This is a genomic window from Vreelandella aquamarina (assembly GCF_900110265.1).
GTDB lineage: Bacteria > Pseudomonadota > Gammaproteobacteria > Pseudomonadales > Halomonadaceae > Vreelandella > Vreelandella aquamarina.
Genome location: NZ_FODB01000067.1, coordinates 1 through 18,489, shown reverse-complemented (window position 1 = coordinate 18,489; position 18,489 = coordinate 1). Strand labels below are relative to the sequence as shown.

The window sequence follows — 18,489 nt, the reverse complement described above, 5'->3', positions numbered from 1 at the left end:
GAAGCAGGAACCCGGAAGGCAACAACCGGGAATCCCCTTCCTTTCCGCCGCAGGCGGCAGCTTCCTAAGAAGCTGAGGAAGGGGAGGAGGTCAAGGACGGATATTCAGCAACTGCGTAGGTCGAGAAGACGCCATGACCACACTGATGATTCAAGGCACCACCTCGGATGCGGGCAAAAGCACCGTGGTGGCGGGGCTTTGCCGAGTTCTCAAGCGCCGGGGTCTCTCGGTGGCCCCGTTCAAACCACAAAACATGGCGCTAAACAGTGCGGTGACCAGCGATGGTGGCGAGATTGGCCGCTCCACCGCGCTACAGGCCCAAGCGGCCGGCGTCCTTCCCCATAGCGATATGAACCCGGTACTGCTAAAGCCAGAAACCGACCGGGGTGCCCAGGTGATTCTGCGTGGTAAGGTGTACGGCCATATGGACGCGCTGGACTACCACGCCTTCAAACGCACCGCCCAAGAGAGCGTGATGGCAGCGTGGCAAGCGTTAGAGCAGCGCTATGATGTGATTATTGCCGAAGGCGCAGGCAGCCCGGCGGAAATCAACCTGCGCAAAGGGGATATTGCCAATATGGGCTTTGCCGAAGCCGCGGACTGCCCGGTGCTGCTGGTGGGCGATATTGACCGCGGCGGCGTGTTTGCTCAATTGGTTGGCACGCTGGCGCTACTGAGTGACAGCGAACAGGCCCGCACCAAAGGCTTTATTATCAACCGTTTTCGGGGCGATATTGCGCTGCTGGAGCCAGGGCTAGAGTGGTTGGAAGCGCGCACCCAAAAGCCGGTGCTGGGCACGCTGCCGTATCTACAAGGGCTGCTGCTGGATGCCGAAGATAGCATCGGCACCGTGCAGGCGGAGAAAGAGAGCCAAACGCTCAAGGTTATCGTTCCTGCACTGCCGCGCATCAGTAACCATACCGATTTCGATCCGCTTCGCCTGCATCCGCAGGTATCGCTTAGCTTTATCGGCCCCGATCAGCCCATTCCCTGCGCTGATGTGATCGTACTTCCCGGCAGTAAAAGCACCGCTAGCGACTTAGCCTGGTTAAAGCGCCAAGGTTGGGACGCCGCGATGACTCGCCACCTGCGCTATGGCGGCAAAGTGCTGGGCATTTGCGGCGGCTTTCAAATGCTGGGGGAGTGGGTGGATGACCCCGACGGGCTAGAGGGCACGCCCGGGAAAGTCGCCGGGTTGGGTCTGTTACCGCTGACGACACGCATGGTGGCGGGCAAGCAGCTTCGCAACGTGAGCGGCATGTTGGTGGGGGAAGAAGCAAAGGTAAAGGGATACGAGATCCATAACGGCGTTAGCAAAGGCTCCGCTCTGGACAATCCGCTATTCGATCTCGGTACCCACTTGGATGGGGCCATCAGCGAGGACGGCCAAGTGATGGGCACTTACCTACACGGCCTGTTTGATCATCCAGACGCCTGCCAAGCGCTACTCACGAAGCTTGGCCTAGCCAAGGCAGGCAGCGTAGATTACAACGCCCACCGCGAACAAGCCTTGGAGCGCTTGGCCGATACGCTAGAAGCACATCTGGATATTGACGCGATCCTGGCGTTAGTCAAATCTTAACGGAGGCTATTCCGCTGCAGTGTCTTTCGATGGACGTTTCGCCATCAAGGTAATTTCTACCGAACTGCCACCGCAAATGTGGGGTGATTCAGTACAAGTGCGCGCTGGGTAGCGCCCTGGCTCAAAAAATTCGGCGTAGATGCTGTCTAGCGCATTGATCTGTTTTAGGTCAGTGAGGTGAACATCCACGCGAACCACATCCGCCAGACTGCCACCTTCTTGCTCTAGCATGCGCGCGAGTTCGCGCATCACTAGGCGGGTCTCCTCTTTAACATCGCCTCGCGCCGCTTCCCCGTTGGAAAGATCGGCCACCGTCAGGCCAGAAATAAACATATAGTGGTCGTCAACTACCATATGGCTACCCGGGAAACTGGGTTTTGGCAGGGTAGGGTCGTTGATGAACTGTGTCATGTGCTCTCCTTGGCAATGAGACTCAAATAAAGCAGCCTTGAACGTATGACTTGCGGCTTGCAGAGTCGTTCAATTTGCCTGAATGATCAAAAAATCAGTGGCTGACGCAAATACTCTGCCAAAAAATCGATGAGTAGCCGCACCCTGATAGGTGTGTACTGGCTATATGGATACACCGCATAAATATCGGCATTTGGTAAAGCGTAATCAGGCAATAAGCGAATCAACTTGCCGGTTTTGACATGTTTCACCACGTCCCACTCTGCACGTACCGTGACACCCAGGCCTTGTAGCGTCCAGTGTAAAACGGTTTCACCATCATTGGCGCTTAGCGAGCCAGCTACTTTAACGTGGTGATGCTCATTCTCTTTGATAAATGTCCAATTACCGTAGGTATCATCGTTTTGGCGCAGAAACAGACAGTTATGGTGAGATAGTTCACGAGGATGCGCGGGCGTTCCTGCTTTTTTTAAATAGCGTGGTGCTGCGCATAGCCAGCGTTGATGAGTCACTAGCTTGCGTGCATGTAGCGTGGAGTCAGGCAAGTTGCCAAAACGAATACACACATCAAGCGAGCGCTCAATAAGATTGACTGGGTGATCGGTTAGGTAAAGTTGGCAGTCAATTTGAGGATATTCTCGGACAAACTGAGATATTGCGTCTGCTATATACTTTCGTCCAAAACCAAACGGAGCGTTAATCCGTATGGTCCCTTCTGCGCCAGTGCTCTGCTGGCGAATGGCACGCCGCATTGTGTCCATTTCGCGGCTAATTTTCTGTGCATATTCAAGATATAGCTGACCACTACTGGTGAGACTCATTGCTCTTGTGGAGCGAATAACTAGCTGACAACCCATGTTTTTTTCAATTTGAGCTAGTCGTTTACTAGCTGCCGCCGAAGAAATATCCAGCGCTTTCGCAGCGTTTGAAATACTGCCTTCAGCGCATAGCAAAATAAAAAAATCGAGTTCGGATACGCTACTCATTGTTAACTCTCAGGTTAAAACTAAATTAACTCTGAGTTTATTGCTGATGTCTGATGATGTCACCTAGGATGCGTTCAGGTTCACACAATAAGCCCTTAACAAGTAGGAGCATCTCATGCGAACACATAACGTTGCAGTCATTCCTGGTGATGGTATTGGTACAGAAGTAATTGGCGCTGGCAAAAAAGTGCTTGAAGCGCTGGCGAAGAAGAACGGTGATTTTACCTTTAATTTTGAGGAGTTTGATTGGAGCTCCCAGCGGTACCTGGATCAAGGCCAGTACATTCCTGAAGGTGGCCTTGAAAAATTAGCGACGTTTGATGCCATTTATTTTGGCGCGGTAGGCAGCCAGCAAGTACCCGACCATATTTCACTTTGGGAACTGCGGTTAGCCATTTGTCAGGGGTTTGACCAATACGCCAATGTGCGTCCTGCTCGCGTTTTACCAGGCGTCAACAGCCGGTTGCAGCATGCCGATAAGATTGACTGGGTCATCATTCGTGAGAATAGCGAAGGGGAGTATTCAGGCAACGGTGGGCGCGTTCATCGTGGTTTACCGGACGAAGTAGCGACAGAAGTGTCGATTTTCTCTCGCAAAGGTATCGAGCGTATCCACCGCTTTGCCTTCGAGATGGCCCAAAGTCGGCCCCGTAAGCAGCTTACTCTGGTTACTAAATCCAATGCTCAACGTCACGGTATGGTGCTGTGGGATGAAATCTTTTTTGAAGTGGCCAAAGAGTATCCCGATGTTTCCATTGACCGTGAGTTGGTGGATGCGGTGACTACGCGCATGGTGCTGAAACCTGAAACGCTTGACGTGGTGGTAGCGACTAATTTGCATGCCGATATTCTCTCCGATTTAGCCGCTGCGCTTTCAGGCAGCTTAGGGATTGCTCCTACGGCAAACCTCAATCCAGAACGTCAGTTCCCCTCGATGTTTGAGCCCATCCACGGCTCTGCCTTTGATATTGCGGGGCAGGGCATAGCCAACCCTGTGGGTTCTTTCTGGACCGCGGTCATGATGCTGGAGCATCTGGGCGAACAGTTAGCCGCTGAGCGTCTTATGGCAGCCATTGAGCGTCTAACGGCTTCAGGATTACAGACCAAGGATCTTGGAGGTACGGCTACTACCCACGATGTCACTCTCGCTATTTGTTCTGATATTGAAAGCCAGGCGTAAGCAATCGTCATGAACATTTTGATAGCGCCAGATAGCTATAAAGGATCGCTTAGCGCGACTGAAGCCGCTGCAGCCATGGCGCGTGGTTTCAAGCGCGGCTGCCCCGATGCTCAGATTACTCAATGCCCGCTTGCTGATGGTGGAGAAGGAACATTGGATGTTCTGTTAGTCAGCGGTTATGCCACGCGGCAAACGCGTTCTGTCATTGACGCATATGGTCGTGAGCATCAGGCGGCGTGGGGGTGGGATGAGCAGAATGCGACGGCATTTATAGAACTGGCGCAGGCAAGTGGGTTATGTGCTGATATGGCGAGCAAGCCAGGTGCTGTGGAGCGTGCTAGCACCTTTGGCGTTGGCCAGCTTATCCGCGAAGCGCTGGACAAACAGGTTCAGCATATTGTGCTGACGTTAGGAGGAAGCGCTACCAACGACGCCGGTGCAGGCATGTTAACGGCCTTAGGCGCACAGCTTCTGGATGCAGAGGGCCACTGCCTGCCTTTAGGAGCCGCCGCACTGGAAAGGGTTCAGCGCGTGGCGCTGGATGCGCTAGATCCTAGGCTTGCCAGCGTGTCATTTACTGCTGCGGTGGATGTTAGTAACCCTTTGCTCGGTCAAAACGGGGCCACCGCGATTTTTGGTCCACAAAAAGGAGTCGCAGCTGGCTCGGTCACAAGGTTGGATCGCGCATTAGCGAACTTTGCACGGTGTCTTTGTCTGGCGCTGGATAAGCCATTGGTCGATTTTCCTGGTGCGGGCGCGGCCGGGGGAATGGGGTTCGCTGCCCAGGTTGCGTTGGGTGCCGAGCTAACGCCTGGTATCGAGCTTGTCATGAGGCATTGCCAATTTGATTGCCTTTTAAAGAAATGCGATTGGGTGGTGACGGGAGAAGGTCGGCTAGATGGGCAGAGTCTTGCCGGGAAAACGCCTATTGGCGTCTCTAAAGCAGCGGCGGTACAAGGTGTTCCCGTCGTGGTGCTTGCAGGCAGTTTAGGTGACGGCTGGCAGAATGCCTATCAAGCGGGTGTTACTGCTGCATTTTCACTGGTAGACGGCCCTGTCTTATTAGTGGATGCCATCGCTCACACCAACAAGCTGATTGAAGATCGCTGTGAAGCGTTGGCGCGATTAATGACGGTGAATCAAATAAATAACCTACCCAAGGAGGTGTTTTCTCACGCTAACTCATGATGACTTTATTCTTTTCTACATAACGAACGCAGCATTCATAGCAACAGTGACAACAACAACATTAATGGAGTATTCCTATGAAAACGTTCACAACACTTTTAACGAGTGCATTGTTCACTGCCGTTGCGGGCAACGCCCTTGCTGATGATCGTAGTGATTGGCCAAACAGTCTTACGATTGGTACCGGTAGCCAAGGTGCGACCTATTACATCTATGGCTCGGGTTGGGGAAATATAGCCAGTGAGGCGACTGGCGCCAATTTCGGAGCAGAGGTCACCGGTGGGCCAGTCCAAAACGTGACGCTAGTGCAAATGGGTGAACACGAGTTCGGTATGGTGACCATGGGGCCTGCTTACCAAGCTTGGGTTGGTGAAAGTGCCCTGGCTCCAGGTGTCGAGCATACTGACATTCGGGCAGTATTTCCGATGTACCAGACCGCCCTTCAGGTGATTGCTCTAGAAAGTTCCGGAATTGAGTCCATCGCTGATTTAGATGGCAAAACGGTGGGGATTGGCCCTGCTGGCGGTACCGGGGATCTGTATTATCCCCAGCTTTTTGATGCTTTAGGTTTGGACGTCGAGACACGTAATGCCGGAGCAGCCGATCAAGCGGGGCAGGTACAGGATGGATTGCTAGATGCGTTTGCCTTTGCTTCTGGCATGCCGGTATCTGCATTTAGTCAGCTAGAAGCTCAGGCTGATGTCAATATTTTCTCGTTTTCCCCCGATGAAATCGCCGTATTTGCCGAGCAGTTCCCTGAACTGTCTGCTTCCGTGATACCTGCCTCTATTTATAGCAGCTTAGAAGAGGATACCTCTGCGGTATCGCTGTGGAACGTTGCCATTACGCATAAAGATATGCCTGATTCGCTGGTGTATGAAGTGACGAAGGCGGTGATGGAGAATAACGACCGGATGATGCAGGTACATGGCGCTGCTATTGAAACTCTACCTGAGAACGCTAAGCACAACGCTTTTATTCCCTGGCATCCGGGAGCTGTCCGCTGGTTTGAAGAAAATGGCGTAGAGATTGACGACGATTTGAAAGGTTAATTAAAACGGCATATTGCGTGCGGGTATAACTCGCACGCCTTCATCCCCAGGCTCAGTCGGCCTAGAAGGTAGGACAGCATGAGTAACAATACTCCAGAAGTGCAGCCCATCATCCGCACCGATAGTGTGTCGGATGTGCCCGTTGCCCATAATGAACGGCTGCTGTCCGGGATGACCGGCAGCATTATTTTCCTTGCGTGTGTTTTGTTTACCTCAATGCACCTATATGCCTTGAATGTCTCGCCCATCGAGACTTGGACATTTCGGATACTTCACGTTGCTGGGGGCTTGGTAGTTGGGTTTGCTTTAACTGCCGCTGTGACGCTTGAACGTGACACCCAGGTCCATCGACGTTCACCCACTGAGTGGCTAGCGTTAGCTATTAGTGGTACTGCTCTTGGTTACGCAGCGCTATGCATGGTATATGCCTGGTGGTTGCGAGATATGCAGGAAGTTGCATCAGTGACCGCGCCCTTATATCAGCTTAGTTGGGCATTAGTCATCGCTACGACATGCGCACTTCTCAGTAGTTGGACGTGGCGCAGTGATGATAAACATATTCACTGGGCTGATTGGATTTTGATGGTGGCTTCTATTTTGGTCGCTGCTTACTTAATCTTTGTTATTGATCGCTGGCGTATGGTGGCAGGTATGCCACTAGTGGGCCAAACGGAACTGCTTGTGTCCGTTGTTGGTGTTGCGTTGATTATGGAGTTAACGCGTCGCGTAGCGGGGCTAGCATTGATTGTCATCACCGGGGTGTTTTTGGTGTATGCGTTTGCTGGACCGTTACTGCCTGGCATTCTTGAGCATCAGGGCTATGGCGCACCGCGCTTCTTCTCCTATCTCTATACCGACAATGGGATTCTTGGCCCGACAACGGCGGTGTCGTCAACGTATATCATTCTATTCATTACCTTTGCCGCGTTTTTACAAGCGTCCAAGGTGGGTGACTACTTTGTCAATTTTGCCTTTGCTGCAGCGGGGCGCTCCCGTGGTGGGCCTGCCAAAGTAGCCGTCTTTGCATCTGGTTTAATGGGGATGATCAACGGAACGTCTGCGGGCAACGTGGTAGCCACTGGTTCGCTGACTATTCCGCTCATGAAGCGTGTGGGGTATCACCCGCGCAGCGCAGGGGGGATTGAGGCGGCCGCGTCTACGGGCGGACAAATCGTACCGCCCATTATGGGCGCTGGTGCCTTTATTATGGCTGAAATTACCGGTATTCCTTATACCGATATCGCCATTGCCGCTTTAATCCCTGCCGGGCTCTATTTTCTATCTATTTATTTGATGGTGGATCTGGAGGCCCGTCGAGATGGCATGCAGGGCTTGGCAAAAGACCAACTGCCTGTTTTTAAAGATATGGTGAAGCAGGTCTACCTATTTTTACCCATCATCATTCTGGTTGGCACGCTATTTATGGGCTACTCCGTCATTCGTGCGGGCACGCTGGCCATGATCAGTGCAGCGGTGGTTTCCTGGTTCACTCCTCACTGGATGGGACCTAAGGCCTTGCTTAATGCGCTTTCCTTGGGTGCCCGTATGGCGGTTCCATTGATTGCCGTATGTGCCTGTGCGGGCATTATTGTAGGGGTGATCTCATTAACGGGCGTTGGCGCGCGGTTTGCTTCAATGCTGCTAGGCATTGCTGATGCTAGCCATTTTCTAGCGCTCTTTTTCGCTATGTGTATTTCTATTTTGCTGGGAATGGGCATGCCTACGACAGCCGCCTATGCCGTCGCTGCTTCCGTGGTAGCACCCGGATTGCAGCAAATTGGTATTCCACCGCTGGTGGCCCATTTCTTTGTTTTTTATTATGCCGTGCTCTCTGCGATTACTCCGCCAGTGGCCTTGGCAGGCTATGCAGCCTCTGCCATTGCCAATACGGATCCTCTTAAAACGGCCATGACATCGTTTAAGTTCGGGCTATCTGCGTTCATTGTTCCATTTATGTTCTTCTACAGCCCTGCGCTGTTGATGGATGGTCACTGGTGGGAAATCCTCCGGGTAGTGATCACGGCGAGCATTGGGATTTACCTGCTGGCGGCGGCGGTACAAGGCTACTTTATGAGTGGACGCACGAATGTTTTGCAGCGCCTGATTCTTCTATTAGCAGCGCTGGCGATGATCGCCGGTGGCTGGATGACGGATTTATTGGGTATTGGGTTAGGAAGTATCGTACTGACAACGCAGCTTGTCGCCTCTCGTTCAATGGCAAAATCTCCCAGTTAAACTGGTGTCATCACGCGCTTTGCTCTACGCTGGCGGGCTTTTATAGCTCGCCAGCGCTTGTTGTAAGGTAAAGAAGTGGCGGGGTGATTGAACGCAACGAGAGAGCGTTATGAAGGTAGTCCATGTAAGTCAGAGTGAGCCGCGTGATGCGTGTTTGGCCAAGCTATGTGCTGAGGTGTATGGCCAGCAGGCAGGCCTAACGCCGCTGGTAGTGTTTACCGGTACTAAAAATGTACTGTTTGCCCAAGAAGGCGCACGCCTTTTGGCGGGTGTAGACGGTGCTGGAAAGCCGCTGGCGCTAGCCCTGCTGGTGCTGGATGAAGCGGGCGAGGGCATGACCGTGACTCACGCCTGCGAGTTTGCAAAAGGTGCAAAAGCTCGTTTGTTGAGCGAGCTCAGTCTGAAGGCTCCGCTGCGCATCGATGCGCAGGATGAAAAAGAGAAAGCGTTCTATCAGAAGTGCGGCTTCAAACGCTGGTTCGCGGCGGATAATGGCCAGCATATTGGGCTGTCGGCGCGCCATCCTGCCAAGAGCCTTGAGGCGCTATCGCCCACGTTAGCACTGGATGAAGCACTGATTTTGCGTCGCTTTAAACACGATGCGGCTGCGTTTGCTCAGGCTAAAGAGGCATTTTTAACCGGGATCAATAACGTGCCTGCGACGCTTTAAGGCAACGCGACGTTCCATTATTCGCGACTAGCTTGCACGCTGTTGTCATGTTCTCAATAGCGTGGCTAGGGCACGTGATCAGGGAGTAAAACGCTATCGTTTGTCGAAGGTTTGGAATACCCCACCCAAGCAACGGCGTTGGGTGGGCAAACGCTACTTCGCCAATTCGCGCATAGCGGTTTCCAGCCCTTCCAGCGTCATCGGGTACATACGGTCGTCGATGAGTTCGCGGATCAACTGGGTGGAGTAGGTATATTCCCAAGCCCTGGGAGGCATCGGGTTTAGCCAGGCTAAACGGGGGAATTTCTCGGCCAAGCGTTTGAGCCACACGCCGCCGGCTTCGTCGTTAAAGTGCTCGACGCTACCGCCGCGATGCGTGACCTCGTAAGGCGACATGGCGGCGTCGCCTACGATCACCACTTGGTAATCGGCGCCGTAGGTGTGCAGCACATCCATGGTAGGGATGCGTTCGTTGCCACGGTGCAGGTTGTTTTTCCAGACGCCTTCGTAGAGGCAGTTATGGAAGTAGTAGTGCTCCAGGTGCTTGAACTCGGAGCGTGCCGCAGAAAAGAGCTCTTCGCAGACGCGAATGTGGTCATCCATGGAGCCGCCCACGTCCAGAAACAGCAGCGCCTTGACCGCATTGTGGCGCTCCGGGCGCATCTGGATATTGAGCAGTCCGGCATCGCGGGCGGTTTCGCGAATGGTGCCGTCCACATCGAACTCGTCCCGAGCGCCCTGGCGGGCGAATTTGCGCAGCCGTCGCAGGGCCATTTTGATGTTGCGGGTGCCCAGCTCCAGCGAGTCGTCGTAATCGCGAAAGCGTCGCTCGTCCCATACTTTGGTGGCGCGGCGGTGGCGGGAGCCATCTTGCCCAATTCGAATGCCTTCCGGGTTGTAGCCGTAGGCCCCAAAGGGGCTGGTGCCGCCGGTGCCAATCCACTTGTTGCCCCCCGCGTGGCGCTCTTTCTGCTCTTCCAGGCGCTTCTTGAAGGTCTCGATGAGCTCTTCGAGCCCGCCTAGCGATTCGATCTTGGCCTTCTCCTCGTCGGTGAGCTGTTTCTCGAATTCGCGGCGCAGCCACTCATCGGGAATCAGCGCTTCGATGGCGGCGTCCATGTCCTCAAGGCCCTTAAACCAGGCCGCAAAGGCGCGATCGAAGCGGTCAAAATGGCGCTCATCTTTGACCATCACCGTACGCGCCACCTGATAAAACGCCTCCATATCGGCAAACACCACGCCGCGCTCCACCACCGCGTGAAGGTCCAACAGCTCCCGCAGTGAAACGGGTACGCCTGCGCGTTTGAGGGTCTCGAACAAGCCGATGAACATGGCTTAGCGCCCGCTGTTTTTCTGGCGGCGCATCATAAAGGCCAAGCGTTCAAGCAGGTGGGTATCCTGCTCGTTCTTGACCAGCGCACCGGCCATGGGCGGCAGCGCCTTGGCGGGGTCGCGGTGGTAGAGCGCTTCTTGTGCCAGCTCGTCGGCCATCAACAGCTTGAGCCAGTCGACCAGCTCTGAGGTTGAGGGCTTTTTCTTGAGGCCAGGTGCGCTGCGCAGGTCAAAGAAGACTTCCAGCGCCTCGCTGACCAGTTTTGGGGCAATGTTCGGGAAGTGAACATCGACGATGGCCTGCATGGTTTCGCGGTCGGGGAATTCGATATAGTGGAAAAAGCAGCGGCGCAGAAAGGCATCCGGCAGCTCTTTTTCGTTGTTGGAGGTGATGACAATGATCGGGCGCTTTTCGGCGCGGATGGTTTCACCGGTTTCGTAGACGTGAAACTCCATACGGTCCAGCTCTTGGAGCAGGTCGTTGGGGAATTCGATATCTGCCTTGTCGATTTCATCAATCAGTAGGACCACCCGCTCATCAGCGGTAAACGCTTCCCACAGTTTGCCGGGCTTGATGTAGTTAGCGACGTTCTCAACACCTTCTACACCTAGCTGTGAATCCCGCAGGCGGCTCACCGCATCGTACTCATACAGCCCTTGAGCGGCTTTAGTACTGGATTTAATGTGCCAAGTGATCAGCTTGGTGCCGAGGGATTCTGCCAGCTCTTCTGCTAATAAGGTTTTGCCGGTGCCTGGCTCGCCTTTGATCAGCAGCGGGCGCTCAAGCACCACGGCAGCATTCACCGCCTGTTTAAGCGCATTGGTTGCGATATACGAAGAAGTGGAATCAAACGCCATAGTGGGCCTCGGCTTATTGGAAGCGTGGTGACTATTAGATTCAAACAAGTGTACGTGAGGCTGACCGCCCAGGCCAAGCGCCGTCCGCTGTCAGGCCTTATTCGGCGGTACGATGCCTTGGCGCTGCATTTGCCGATACACCGTTGGCCGTGAAACCCCCAGCTCGCGTGCCACGGCGCTAATGTTCCATTGGTGTTGCTGCAGCCGTGTCACAAGGTGGCAATCAGTGGCCTCGCTTTCAGGCGCGGTTATCGCAGGTGTGCGAGTAATGCGTTGGCTTAGGCACTGTTCAGGCAGGTCGTAAACGGTGATTTCATCGCTCTCGGCGGTAGCGAGTGCAAACGCCAGGGCGTTTTTTAGCTGACGAATATTGCCGGGCCAGGCGTAGGCGAGTAGGGCGCTGATGGCGTCGGCCCGCAGCCGAGGGGCGGAGCTTCCGCCGCGTTCGCTCACCACATCGCTGAATACTTGGCGAATCACGTAGAGCTTATCGGCGCGTTCGCGCAGCGGTGGTAAGCGCAGTTGGGCACCGTTCAGGCGGTAGTAGAGGTCTTCACGAAACTCGCCCTGCGCAATCATGGTATCGATGTGGCGGTGGGTAGCGGTGATTACTCGAATGTCGACTTTTTCCGGTTTGTTCGCCCCCAGCGGCATCACTTCCCGCTCGGCCAGTACCCGCAGAAGGCGGGTTTGCAGCGCCAGCGGCATATCGCCGATCTCATCTAAAAACAGCGTGCCGCCATGGGCCTGAGGGATCAGCCCGCGCATACCTTTTGCTCGCCCGCCGGTAAACGCGCCGGGTTCGTAGCCGAACAGCTCGCTTTCGATCAGCGCTTCGGGAATCGCCGCACAGTTCACCGCAATAAAGGGGCCTTTGGCGCGGTTGCCGCTATCGTGCAGCGCACGGGCAACCACTTCTTTGCCGGTACCGGTTTCACCACTGATCAGCACGTTGACACTGGCTTCGTTACGCAGCCGTTCGGCCAATTTCTGCACTTTACGTATAGCGGGGTCGTCGGCCCCCAGCCGTTCTAGCGCTGTTGGCAACGAGGAGGCGGGCTTTCCGAGTGGTGCGATGCGCGGCCTGCGCGGCTCCAGCAGGCTAATAAAGTAGATGGCGTTGCTGGCGCGGGCGCGAAACGCCCTGAGCTGGTCGTTGGTCGCGCTGTTGATACTCAGCACATCGGCAATTTCGCACTCAAACAGTTCGCTGAGCATCGGTACGTGTTGAGCAGACCACGGCGGCCAGCGCTGTTGGTGCGTACTGATCAGTTCGCGGCCGACGGCATTGGCGGCAATAACCTGGCCGTTCTCTTCAATGGCGATAAGCCCACGCCCGTTCACATGCACAAATTCCCGCGAGGTATCTAAGCGCACCATTAGGCAGTCGCGGTAGCGCTGCAGAAAGTAGGCGTCTTCGATCATGCGGGCGTAGAGCGTCACCAGCGATAGGCTGAAGTTCTGACTCTCATGCTGAGTGGGCGACTGCAGCGCAGAGATATCCAGCACGGCCATCACGTTGCCTTGCGGGTCGGCGATGGGGGCGGCGGTGCAGGTGAGCGAAATATGCGTGGCGTCGAAGTGCTCCTGGTGGTGGCAAATGATCGCTTGGCGGTCGTGCAGACAGGTACCTACGGCGCAGGTACCCGCGAAGCGCTCGTCCCAGTCGGCGCCTAAATAGAGGCCCGCTTTGCGCAGCTGCTGGTCTTGGTTAGGGTTGCCGCGAAACTCCACGGTAATGCCGCGATGATCGGTGAGGAGCAGCACGTAGCCGAGCTGGGCGATTTGCCCGTAGAGCTGCTCGACCCCGGCGCGGGCGACGTGCAGCAGCTCATCGACGGATTCCCGGTGTTCGATCAAGGTTTGCTGGGGCACCACCCGGGCAGGGCGCGGCTGCGTGGGGTCGAGTTGGTACTCGTTGAGGCAGCGCAGCCAAGAGCGGCGGATGGTGGCCTGCGCCGGTAGCTGCGGCGCATCGAGCCCTTCACCGAGCTGGAAGATGTGCTCGATATGCTGGCGCTGCACAGAGGCCAAGCGTGTCGGTGGTAGTGATGGCGTTGGCATGGCGAATCCACACACAATTATTGTTGTACTTCCAGCCTATGCGCTTTGTAGAGGGTGTCAACGAGGGTGTATTACGCCGTTAGTCGTGCGTTACACCTGTAACGTTAGCCGTACACACGACGTGACAGGTGTACGCGGTTTGCGCTGTTTTATAGCGCTGTGTGGATGCTAAATTACTTATGTTTTTCAATCGCTTATTGCCTATTTAACGCATTTGGCACGGCGGGTGCTTAGGGTTGAGTGTCTTATCGACAGTTCAACAATAACAACGACCTTGGAGTACCCGCGATGACTCATACAGAGGTAAGAACCCCATCCCGCGCCACCAGCACCGTCAACGCATGGCTAAAGGAGTTTGATGAAGCGCTGCAGGCTCGCGATATCCAACGCGTACTGACGCTATTCAACGACGAATGCTACTGGCGCGATTTTCTGGCGTTTACCTGGAATCTAAAAACCTGCGAAGGCAAGGAGGAAATCCAGGCAATGCTTGATGCCACGCTGGCCAATACCCAGCCCTCCCAGTGGCAGCTTGACGGGGAGGCCAGCGAAAACGGCGATACCGTCGAGGCGTGGTTCACGTTTAAAACAGCTATTGCCAGCGGAAAAGGCTATGTGCGCCTGAAGAACGGCAAGTGCTGGACACTGCTGACCACCATGCAGGCGCTGGACGATTTTCCCGAACCGCGCAACCACCATCGCCCTAAAGGGGCCGAGCATGGTGCCAATAAACAGCGTGAAACCTGGCTGGAAGCCCGCGAGCGGGAAGAGGCTGAGCTGGGTTACACGCGCCAGCCCTACTGCGTGATCATTGGCGGTGGCCAGGGCGGTATTGGCCTGGGGGCGCGGCTAAAGCAAATGGGCGTGCCCACCATCATCATCGAGCGCAACGAGCGTGCAGGGGATTCCTGGCGCAAGCGCTATAAATCCCTCTGCCTGCACGACCCGGTATGGTACGACCACCTGCCCTACATTCCTTTCCCGGAGAACTGGCCGGTGTTTGCCCCGAAAGACAAAGTGGGCGATTGGCTGGAAATGTACACAAAGGTGATGGAGCTCAATTATTGGAGTTCCACGACCTGCGACAATGCACGCTTCGATGAAGCCGCAGGCGAGTGGATCGTGAACGTGAAGCGCAACGGTGAAGAGATTACGCTACGCCCTAAACAGCTGGTGATGGCTACCGGGATGTCCGGTATGCCTAACGTACCCAAGTTTGCAGGCTCGGAAAGCTTCGAAGGCGAGCAGCAGCACTCCAGCCAGCACCCAGGGCCGGATGCTTACGCGGGTAAAAAGTGCGTGATCGTGGGCTCGAATAACTCGGCTCACGATATTGCCGCAGCGCTCTGGGAGCACGATGCCGATGTCACCATGCTCCAGCGCTCCTCGACCCATATCGTTAAGTCGGATTCATTGATGGAAGAAGTGCTGGGGCCGCTCTACTCGGAAGAGGCGGTAGCTGGCGGGTTGACCCACGAAAAAGCCGACCTGCTGTTTGCCTCCATTCCTTACAAAGTGCTGCCTGACTTCCAGCGCCCGGCGTTTGAGGCGATTAAACAGCGCGACGCTGAGTTTTACCAAAAACTCGAAGACGCGGGCTTTATGCTCGATTTCGGTGACGATGAGTCTGGCCTGTTTTTGAAATACCTGCGTCGTGGCTCGGGCTACTACATCGATGTGGGGGCCTGTGACCTGGTCGCCAACGGCGATATCAAACTACGCAGCGGTGTGGGTATCGAGCGGATCAATCCGCGCTCGATCACGCTCACCGACGGCAGCGAATTGGACGCTGATCTGATCGTCTACGCCACTGGCTATGGCTCGATGAATGGGTGGGCGGCTCGACTGATTTCTCAAGAGGTGGCGGACAAGGTGGGCAAATGTTGGGGATTAGGCTCTGACACCACCAAAGACCCCGGCCCGTGGGAAGGCGAGCTGCGCAATATGTGGAAGCCCACCCAACAAGAGGCGCTGTGGTTCCACGGTGGCAACCTGCATCAGTCCCGGCACTACTCTCACTATTTGGCGCTGCAGTTGAAGGCGCGTATGGAAGGACTAGATACCCCCGTCTATGGGCTGCAGCCGGTTCACCATGTGTCTTAAAAGCTATGTGTCTTAACAGGAAGGGATACTTATGAGTCAGTCAACGAATCAGCCGCAGATGCAGGCCGCAGTGTGGTATGCCGCTAAAGATCTGCGCGTTGAGCACGTGCCGGTGCCTACCATCAACGACCCCCATGCGGTGAAAGTGAAAGTCGCCGCCTGCGGTATTTGCGGCAGCGATTTACACGAGTATGCGGCCGGGCCGATTTTTATTCCGGTAGGCAAACCGCACCCCATTAGCGGCGAACAGGCACCGATTATCATGGGCCATGAGTTTGCGGGCGAAGTGGTGGAGGTTGGTGAGAAAGTGACGCGGGTGAAGGTAGGCGACCGTGTGGCCATTGAGCCGATCCTTTCACCTAACAAGGATGGCGCTTACCAGATGGAGCGCTACAACCTGACGCCTCTGCTGGGCTTTCACGGCCTCTCCGGCGGAGGCGGCGGATTTTCGGAGTTCACCGTGATGGGTGAGCATATGGTGCACAAACTGCCGGATGACCTCAGCTTTGAACAGGGGGCGCTGGTCGAGCCTGCGGCGGTTGCGCTGCATGCGGTGCGCCAGAGCTGCCTAAAAGCGGGTGATAGTGCCGTGGTGTTTGGTGCGGGCCCGATTGGCTTAATGACCATCGAAGCGCTTAAAGCCGCCGGGGCTGCACAGATTTATGCGGTGGAAGTCGCGCCATCTCGTAAGGCCAAAGCCGAAGCGCTGGGAGCCATGGTCATCGACCCACAGCAAGAGGACGCGGTGGAGAAACTGCACGCCTTGAGCGGCGGCGGGGTGGACGTGGCCTTCGAAGTGACCGGCATTCCCGCCGTGCTCAACCAAGCGCTGCACAGCACTCACGAGGGCGGCGAAGTGGTGGTGGTGAGTATTTGGGAGGGAGAGGCCAGTTTTCAGCCTAATGACCTCGTCATCAAAGAGCGCACCATGAAAGGCATCATTGCCTATCGCCATGTGTACCCAGCGGTGATGGCGCTGATGCAGCGGGGCTACTTCCGCGCCGAGGATATGGTCACTCAACGCATTCCGCTGGCGGATATCGTGGAGGAGGGCTTTGAGGCGTTGCTGAACGATAAGGCGCAGGTGAAAATTATCGTCACGCCATAGCGGTACGTTTTTGAAAGGCGAAAGGCCATCCGCGGATGGCCTTTTTTAATGGGATTTTTTGATGGGCGGTGCCGCTACTCGGCATAAATCATTTTGCGCGTCATCCCGCCGTCGGCGACAAAGTTCTGCCCGGTGATAAAGCCGGATTCTTTGGAGAGAAGAAAGCGGGTGAGCGCGGCAATATCTTCGGGAGTGCCCACGCGCCCCACCGGATGCTGGTCACGATCGATGGCGCGGTGCTCCACCGGCTGCTGGCGGCTGGGTTTTTGCCAGTCGCTGACCTCGATCCAGCCAGGGCTAACGGCGTTGACGCGAATATCCGGGCCTAGGCTGACCGCTAGCGCGTGGGTCAACGCGACAATGCCACCTTTGCTAGCGGCGTAGGCTTCGGTATCCGGCTCGGATTGGATGGCGCGTGACGAGGCCATCAGCACCATACTGCCGCCGTGCGGGCGTAGATAAGCAGCCCCATGCTTGGCGCACAAAAAGGCGCCGGTGAGGTTAGTGTTTAAGTAGGCCTGCCATGTCTCTAGCGAGAGCTGCTCCACCGGGCCATGGAAGGGGTCGGCAAGGCCCGCGTTATGCACGATGCCGTTGAGCTGGCCAAAGTGGCCGACGGTTTTTTCGAGGCTGGCTGCCACTTGGGCTTCATCGCTGACATCCGCCATTAGTGTTAGCAGGTTCTCACGGCGGGGTAGTCGTTCAGCGGCCGCACTTAGGGCTTCTTTATCAATATCTGTAATAGCAACGCGATAGCCGTCGGTGAGCAGGGTGTGGGCGATACCGAGACCAATTCCTTGGGCACCGCCAGTGATATAGATGATGTGGGGCTTAGTCATACGCACTTTTCCATGGAGAGTTAAACGTATATTGGCACGGTAGCCGTTTTAAATGTGAAATATCGATACAGCTAACGACAGCAGCTGAATAAATGCATACATTGACATTAACTGCTAATTGAACAGGACCCAACGCTAGGCAGCATATCCTGGAGCAGTTGACAAACTTCAGCTACGTGGTGCGCCTGTTCTCCTCGGTTCTGGCTGCGTGCAAGGAGATTAACAAAGAGCCCCCGATATTTTAATTGTCGATGCCATGATGGGTGTTGAGCACATGGTGTGCAGCCTCGATGCATCAGATCAAGATCGGGATCGTTTACTGGTATTGGCGGATGAGGCGCTTTACCGCGCCAAACGCGGGGGCCGCAACCAGGTGTGCCAGTAGCGCTATCCGTCGACGGCGCTGGCATGATTCGTTATGGAGCAACGCAGCAACAATTGTGCACTGATGGTGCGTTTTTGCCGTCTGGCAAGCGATGCGCGTCTTTCGAATACGGTTTATTTTTTATAACTCTATGTATTTAAGTAGAAATATATTTATTGGCATGCGGCTCGCTACATAAACGGTAAGCAGCAAATGAACAGAGTCATTTAGGTCGCTTGCATGACGACACTCGATGCTCTCCCTTCTTTGCAACGTTGCTAAGGCGATGCCTGGCAACCCACCGAGTGAGCTGGCGTGCTCCACCTGGGTCCCCTTCGGGGGACTTTTTTTATGGTGCGCCAGGCATGGCGCGCAGCGCCAATTAGGCGCTATCCGGTCCGCCGTGGTGGTTGGCCGGATGACTTGGGGGTGAAAGTCCCCTACGGACCCTGATAGCGGGAACCGTTAGCTGAACAGCAAGGGTGTTCGTCGTGAGGCGGAATCTGAAGGAAGCTGT

The 18,489-nt window shown here is 55.3% G+C and carries 15 protein-coding genes; 9 read left to right on the top strand and 6 right to left on the bottom strand.

What is annotated here, in order from left to right; translation table 11 throughout:
- Positions 1-133: 133 nt before the first annotated feature.
- Entirely contained in the window at positions 134-1,582 is a 1,449-nt protein-coding gene (locus BMY49_RS15160) for a cobyric acid synthase (protein ID WP_054645377.1), read from the top strand.
- 6 nt (positions 1,583-1,588) lie between these two features.
- Here the strand turns inward: BMY49_RS15160 and BMY49_RS15155 are convergent, their stop codons facing one another.
- Both BMY49_RS15155 and BMY49_RS15150 read right to left on the bottom strand, forming a co-directional pair.
- Positions 1,589-1,993, bottom strand: a complete 405-nt coding sequence (locus tag BMY49_RS15155; protein ID WP_054641791.1) for a RidA family protein — start codon at positions 1,991-1,993, stop codon at positions 1,589-1,591.
- Between the two features lie 86 nt (positions 1,994-2,079).
- Positions 2,080-2,979 carry a LysR substrate-binding domain-containing protein gene (locus BMY49_RS15150; protein ID WP_054641792.1) on the bottom strand — a complete coding sequence of 300 codons (900 nt, stop codon included), beginning with the start codon at positions 2,977-2,979 and terminating at the stop codon, positions 2,080-2,082.
- 115 nt (positions 2,980-3,094) lie between these two features.
- On the opposite strand from BMY49_RS15150, the gene BMY49_RS15145 reads away from it, so the two are divergent.
- From BMY49_RS15145 to BMY49_RS15125, 5 genes are all read left to right on the top strand, one after another.
- Complete coding sequence (locus BMY49_RS15145; protein ID WP_054645378.1) at positions 3,095-4,159, top strand: tartrate dehydrogenase; 1,065 nt, start codon at positions 3,095-3,097, stop codon at positions 4,157-4,159.
- Between the two features lie 9 nt (positions 4,160-4,168).
- Entirely contained in the window at positions 4,169-5,347 is a 1,179-nt protein-coding gene (locus BMY49_RS15140) for a glycerate kinase (protein ID WP_044630409.1), read from the top strand.
- A 77-nt stretch (positions 5,348-5,424) separates the two neighbouring features.
- Entirely contained in the window at positions 5,425-6,399 is a 975-nt protein-coding gene (locus BMY49_RS15135) for a TAXI family TRAP transporter solute-binding subunit (protein ID WP_044630410.1), read from the top strand.
- A 78-nt stretch (positions 6,400-6,477) separates the two neighbouring features.
- A complete protein-coding gene (locus BMY49_RS15130; RefSeq protein WP_054640999.1) occupies positions 6,478-8,634 on the top strand; it encodes a TRAP transporter permease in 2,157 nt (718 codons plus the stop codon).
- A gap of 109 nt (positions 8,635-8,743) precedes the next feature.
- Positions 8,744-9,304 (top strand): hypothetical protein, encoded by a 561-nt coding sequence (locus tag BMY49_RS15125; RefSeq protein ID WP_044630412.1) that lies wholly within the window; start codon positions 8,744-8,746, stop codon positions 9,302-9,304.
- Positions 9,305-9,457: 153 nt separating this feature from the next.
- Here the strand turns inward: BMY49_RS15125 and BMY49_RS15120 are convergent, their stop codons facing one another.
- The 3 genes from BMY49_RS15120 to BMY49_RS15110 all read right to left on the bottom strand — a co-directional run bounded on the left by BMY49_RS15120 (position 9,458) and on the right by BMY49_RS15110 (position 13,558).
- Positions 9,458-10,636: a vWA domain-containing protein gene (locus BMY49_RS15120; RefSeq protein WP_089675950.1), complete on the bottom strand. Its 1,179-nt coding sequence runs from the start codon at positions 10,634-10,636 to the stop codon at positions 9,458-9,460.
- A 3-nt stretch (positions 10,637-10,639) separates the two neighbouring features.
- Complete coding sequence (locus tag BMY49_RS15115; protein ID WP_044630414.1) at positions 10,640-11,494, bottom strand: AAA family ATPase; 855 nt, start codon at positions 11,492-11,494, stop codon at positions 10,640-10,642.
- Positions 11,495-11,584: 90 nt separating this feature from the next.
- The gene (locus tag BMY49_RS15110) at positions 11,585-13,558 is read right to left on the bottom strand and encodes a sigma-54-dependent Fis family transcriptional regulator (protein ID WP_089675949.1); all 1,974 of its coding nucleotides are present in this window, start codon (positions 13,556-13,558) and stop codon (positions 11,585-11,587) included.
- A gap of 288 nt (positions 13,559-13,846) precedes the next feature.
- Here BMY49_RS15110 and BMY49_RS15105 point away from each other — a divergent pair, with 288 nt between their 5' ends.
- Positions 13,847-15,661 carry an NAD(P)/FAD-dependent oxidoreductase gene (locus BMY49_RS15105; protein ID WP_089675948.1) on the top strand — a complete coding sequence of 605 codons (1,815 nt, stop codon included), beginning with the start codon at positions 13,847-13,849 and terminating at the stop codon, positions 15,659-15,661.
- Positions 15,662-15,692: 31 nt separating this feature from the next.
- The gene (locus tag BMY49_RS15100) at positions 15,693-16,769 is read left to right on the top strand and encodes a 2,3-butanediol dehydrogenase (protein WP_276325994.1); all 1,077 of its coding nucleotides are present in this window, start codon (positions 15,693-15,695) and stop codon (positions 16,767-16,769) included.
- A 74-nt stretch (positions 16,770-16,843) separates the two neighbouring features.
- On the opposite strand, the gene BMY49_RS15095 is transcribed toward BMY49_RS15100, so the two are convergent.
- Positions 16,844-17,608 carry an SDR family oxidoreductase gene (locus tag BMY49_RS15095; RefSeq protein ID WP_062374639.1) on the bottom strand — a complete coding sequence of 255 codons (765 nt, stop codon included), beginning with the start codon at positions 17,606-17,608 and terminating at the stop codon, positions 16,844-16,846.
- Between the two features lie 256 nt (positions 17,609-17,864).
- Here BMY49_RS15095 and BMY49_RS18060 point away from each other — a divergent pair, with 256 nt between their 5' ends.
- Positions 17,865-17,993 (top strand): nucleotidyl cyclase domain-containing protein, encoded by a 129-nt coding sequence (locus tag BMY49_RS18060; RefSeq protein ID WP_276325993.1) that lies wholly within the window; start codon positions 17,865-17,867, stop codon positions 17,991-17,993.
- The last annotated feature ends 496 nt before the right edge of the window (positions 17,994-18,489 follow it).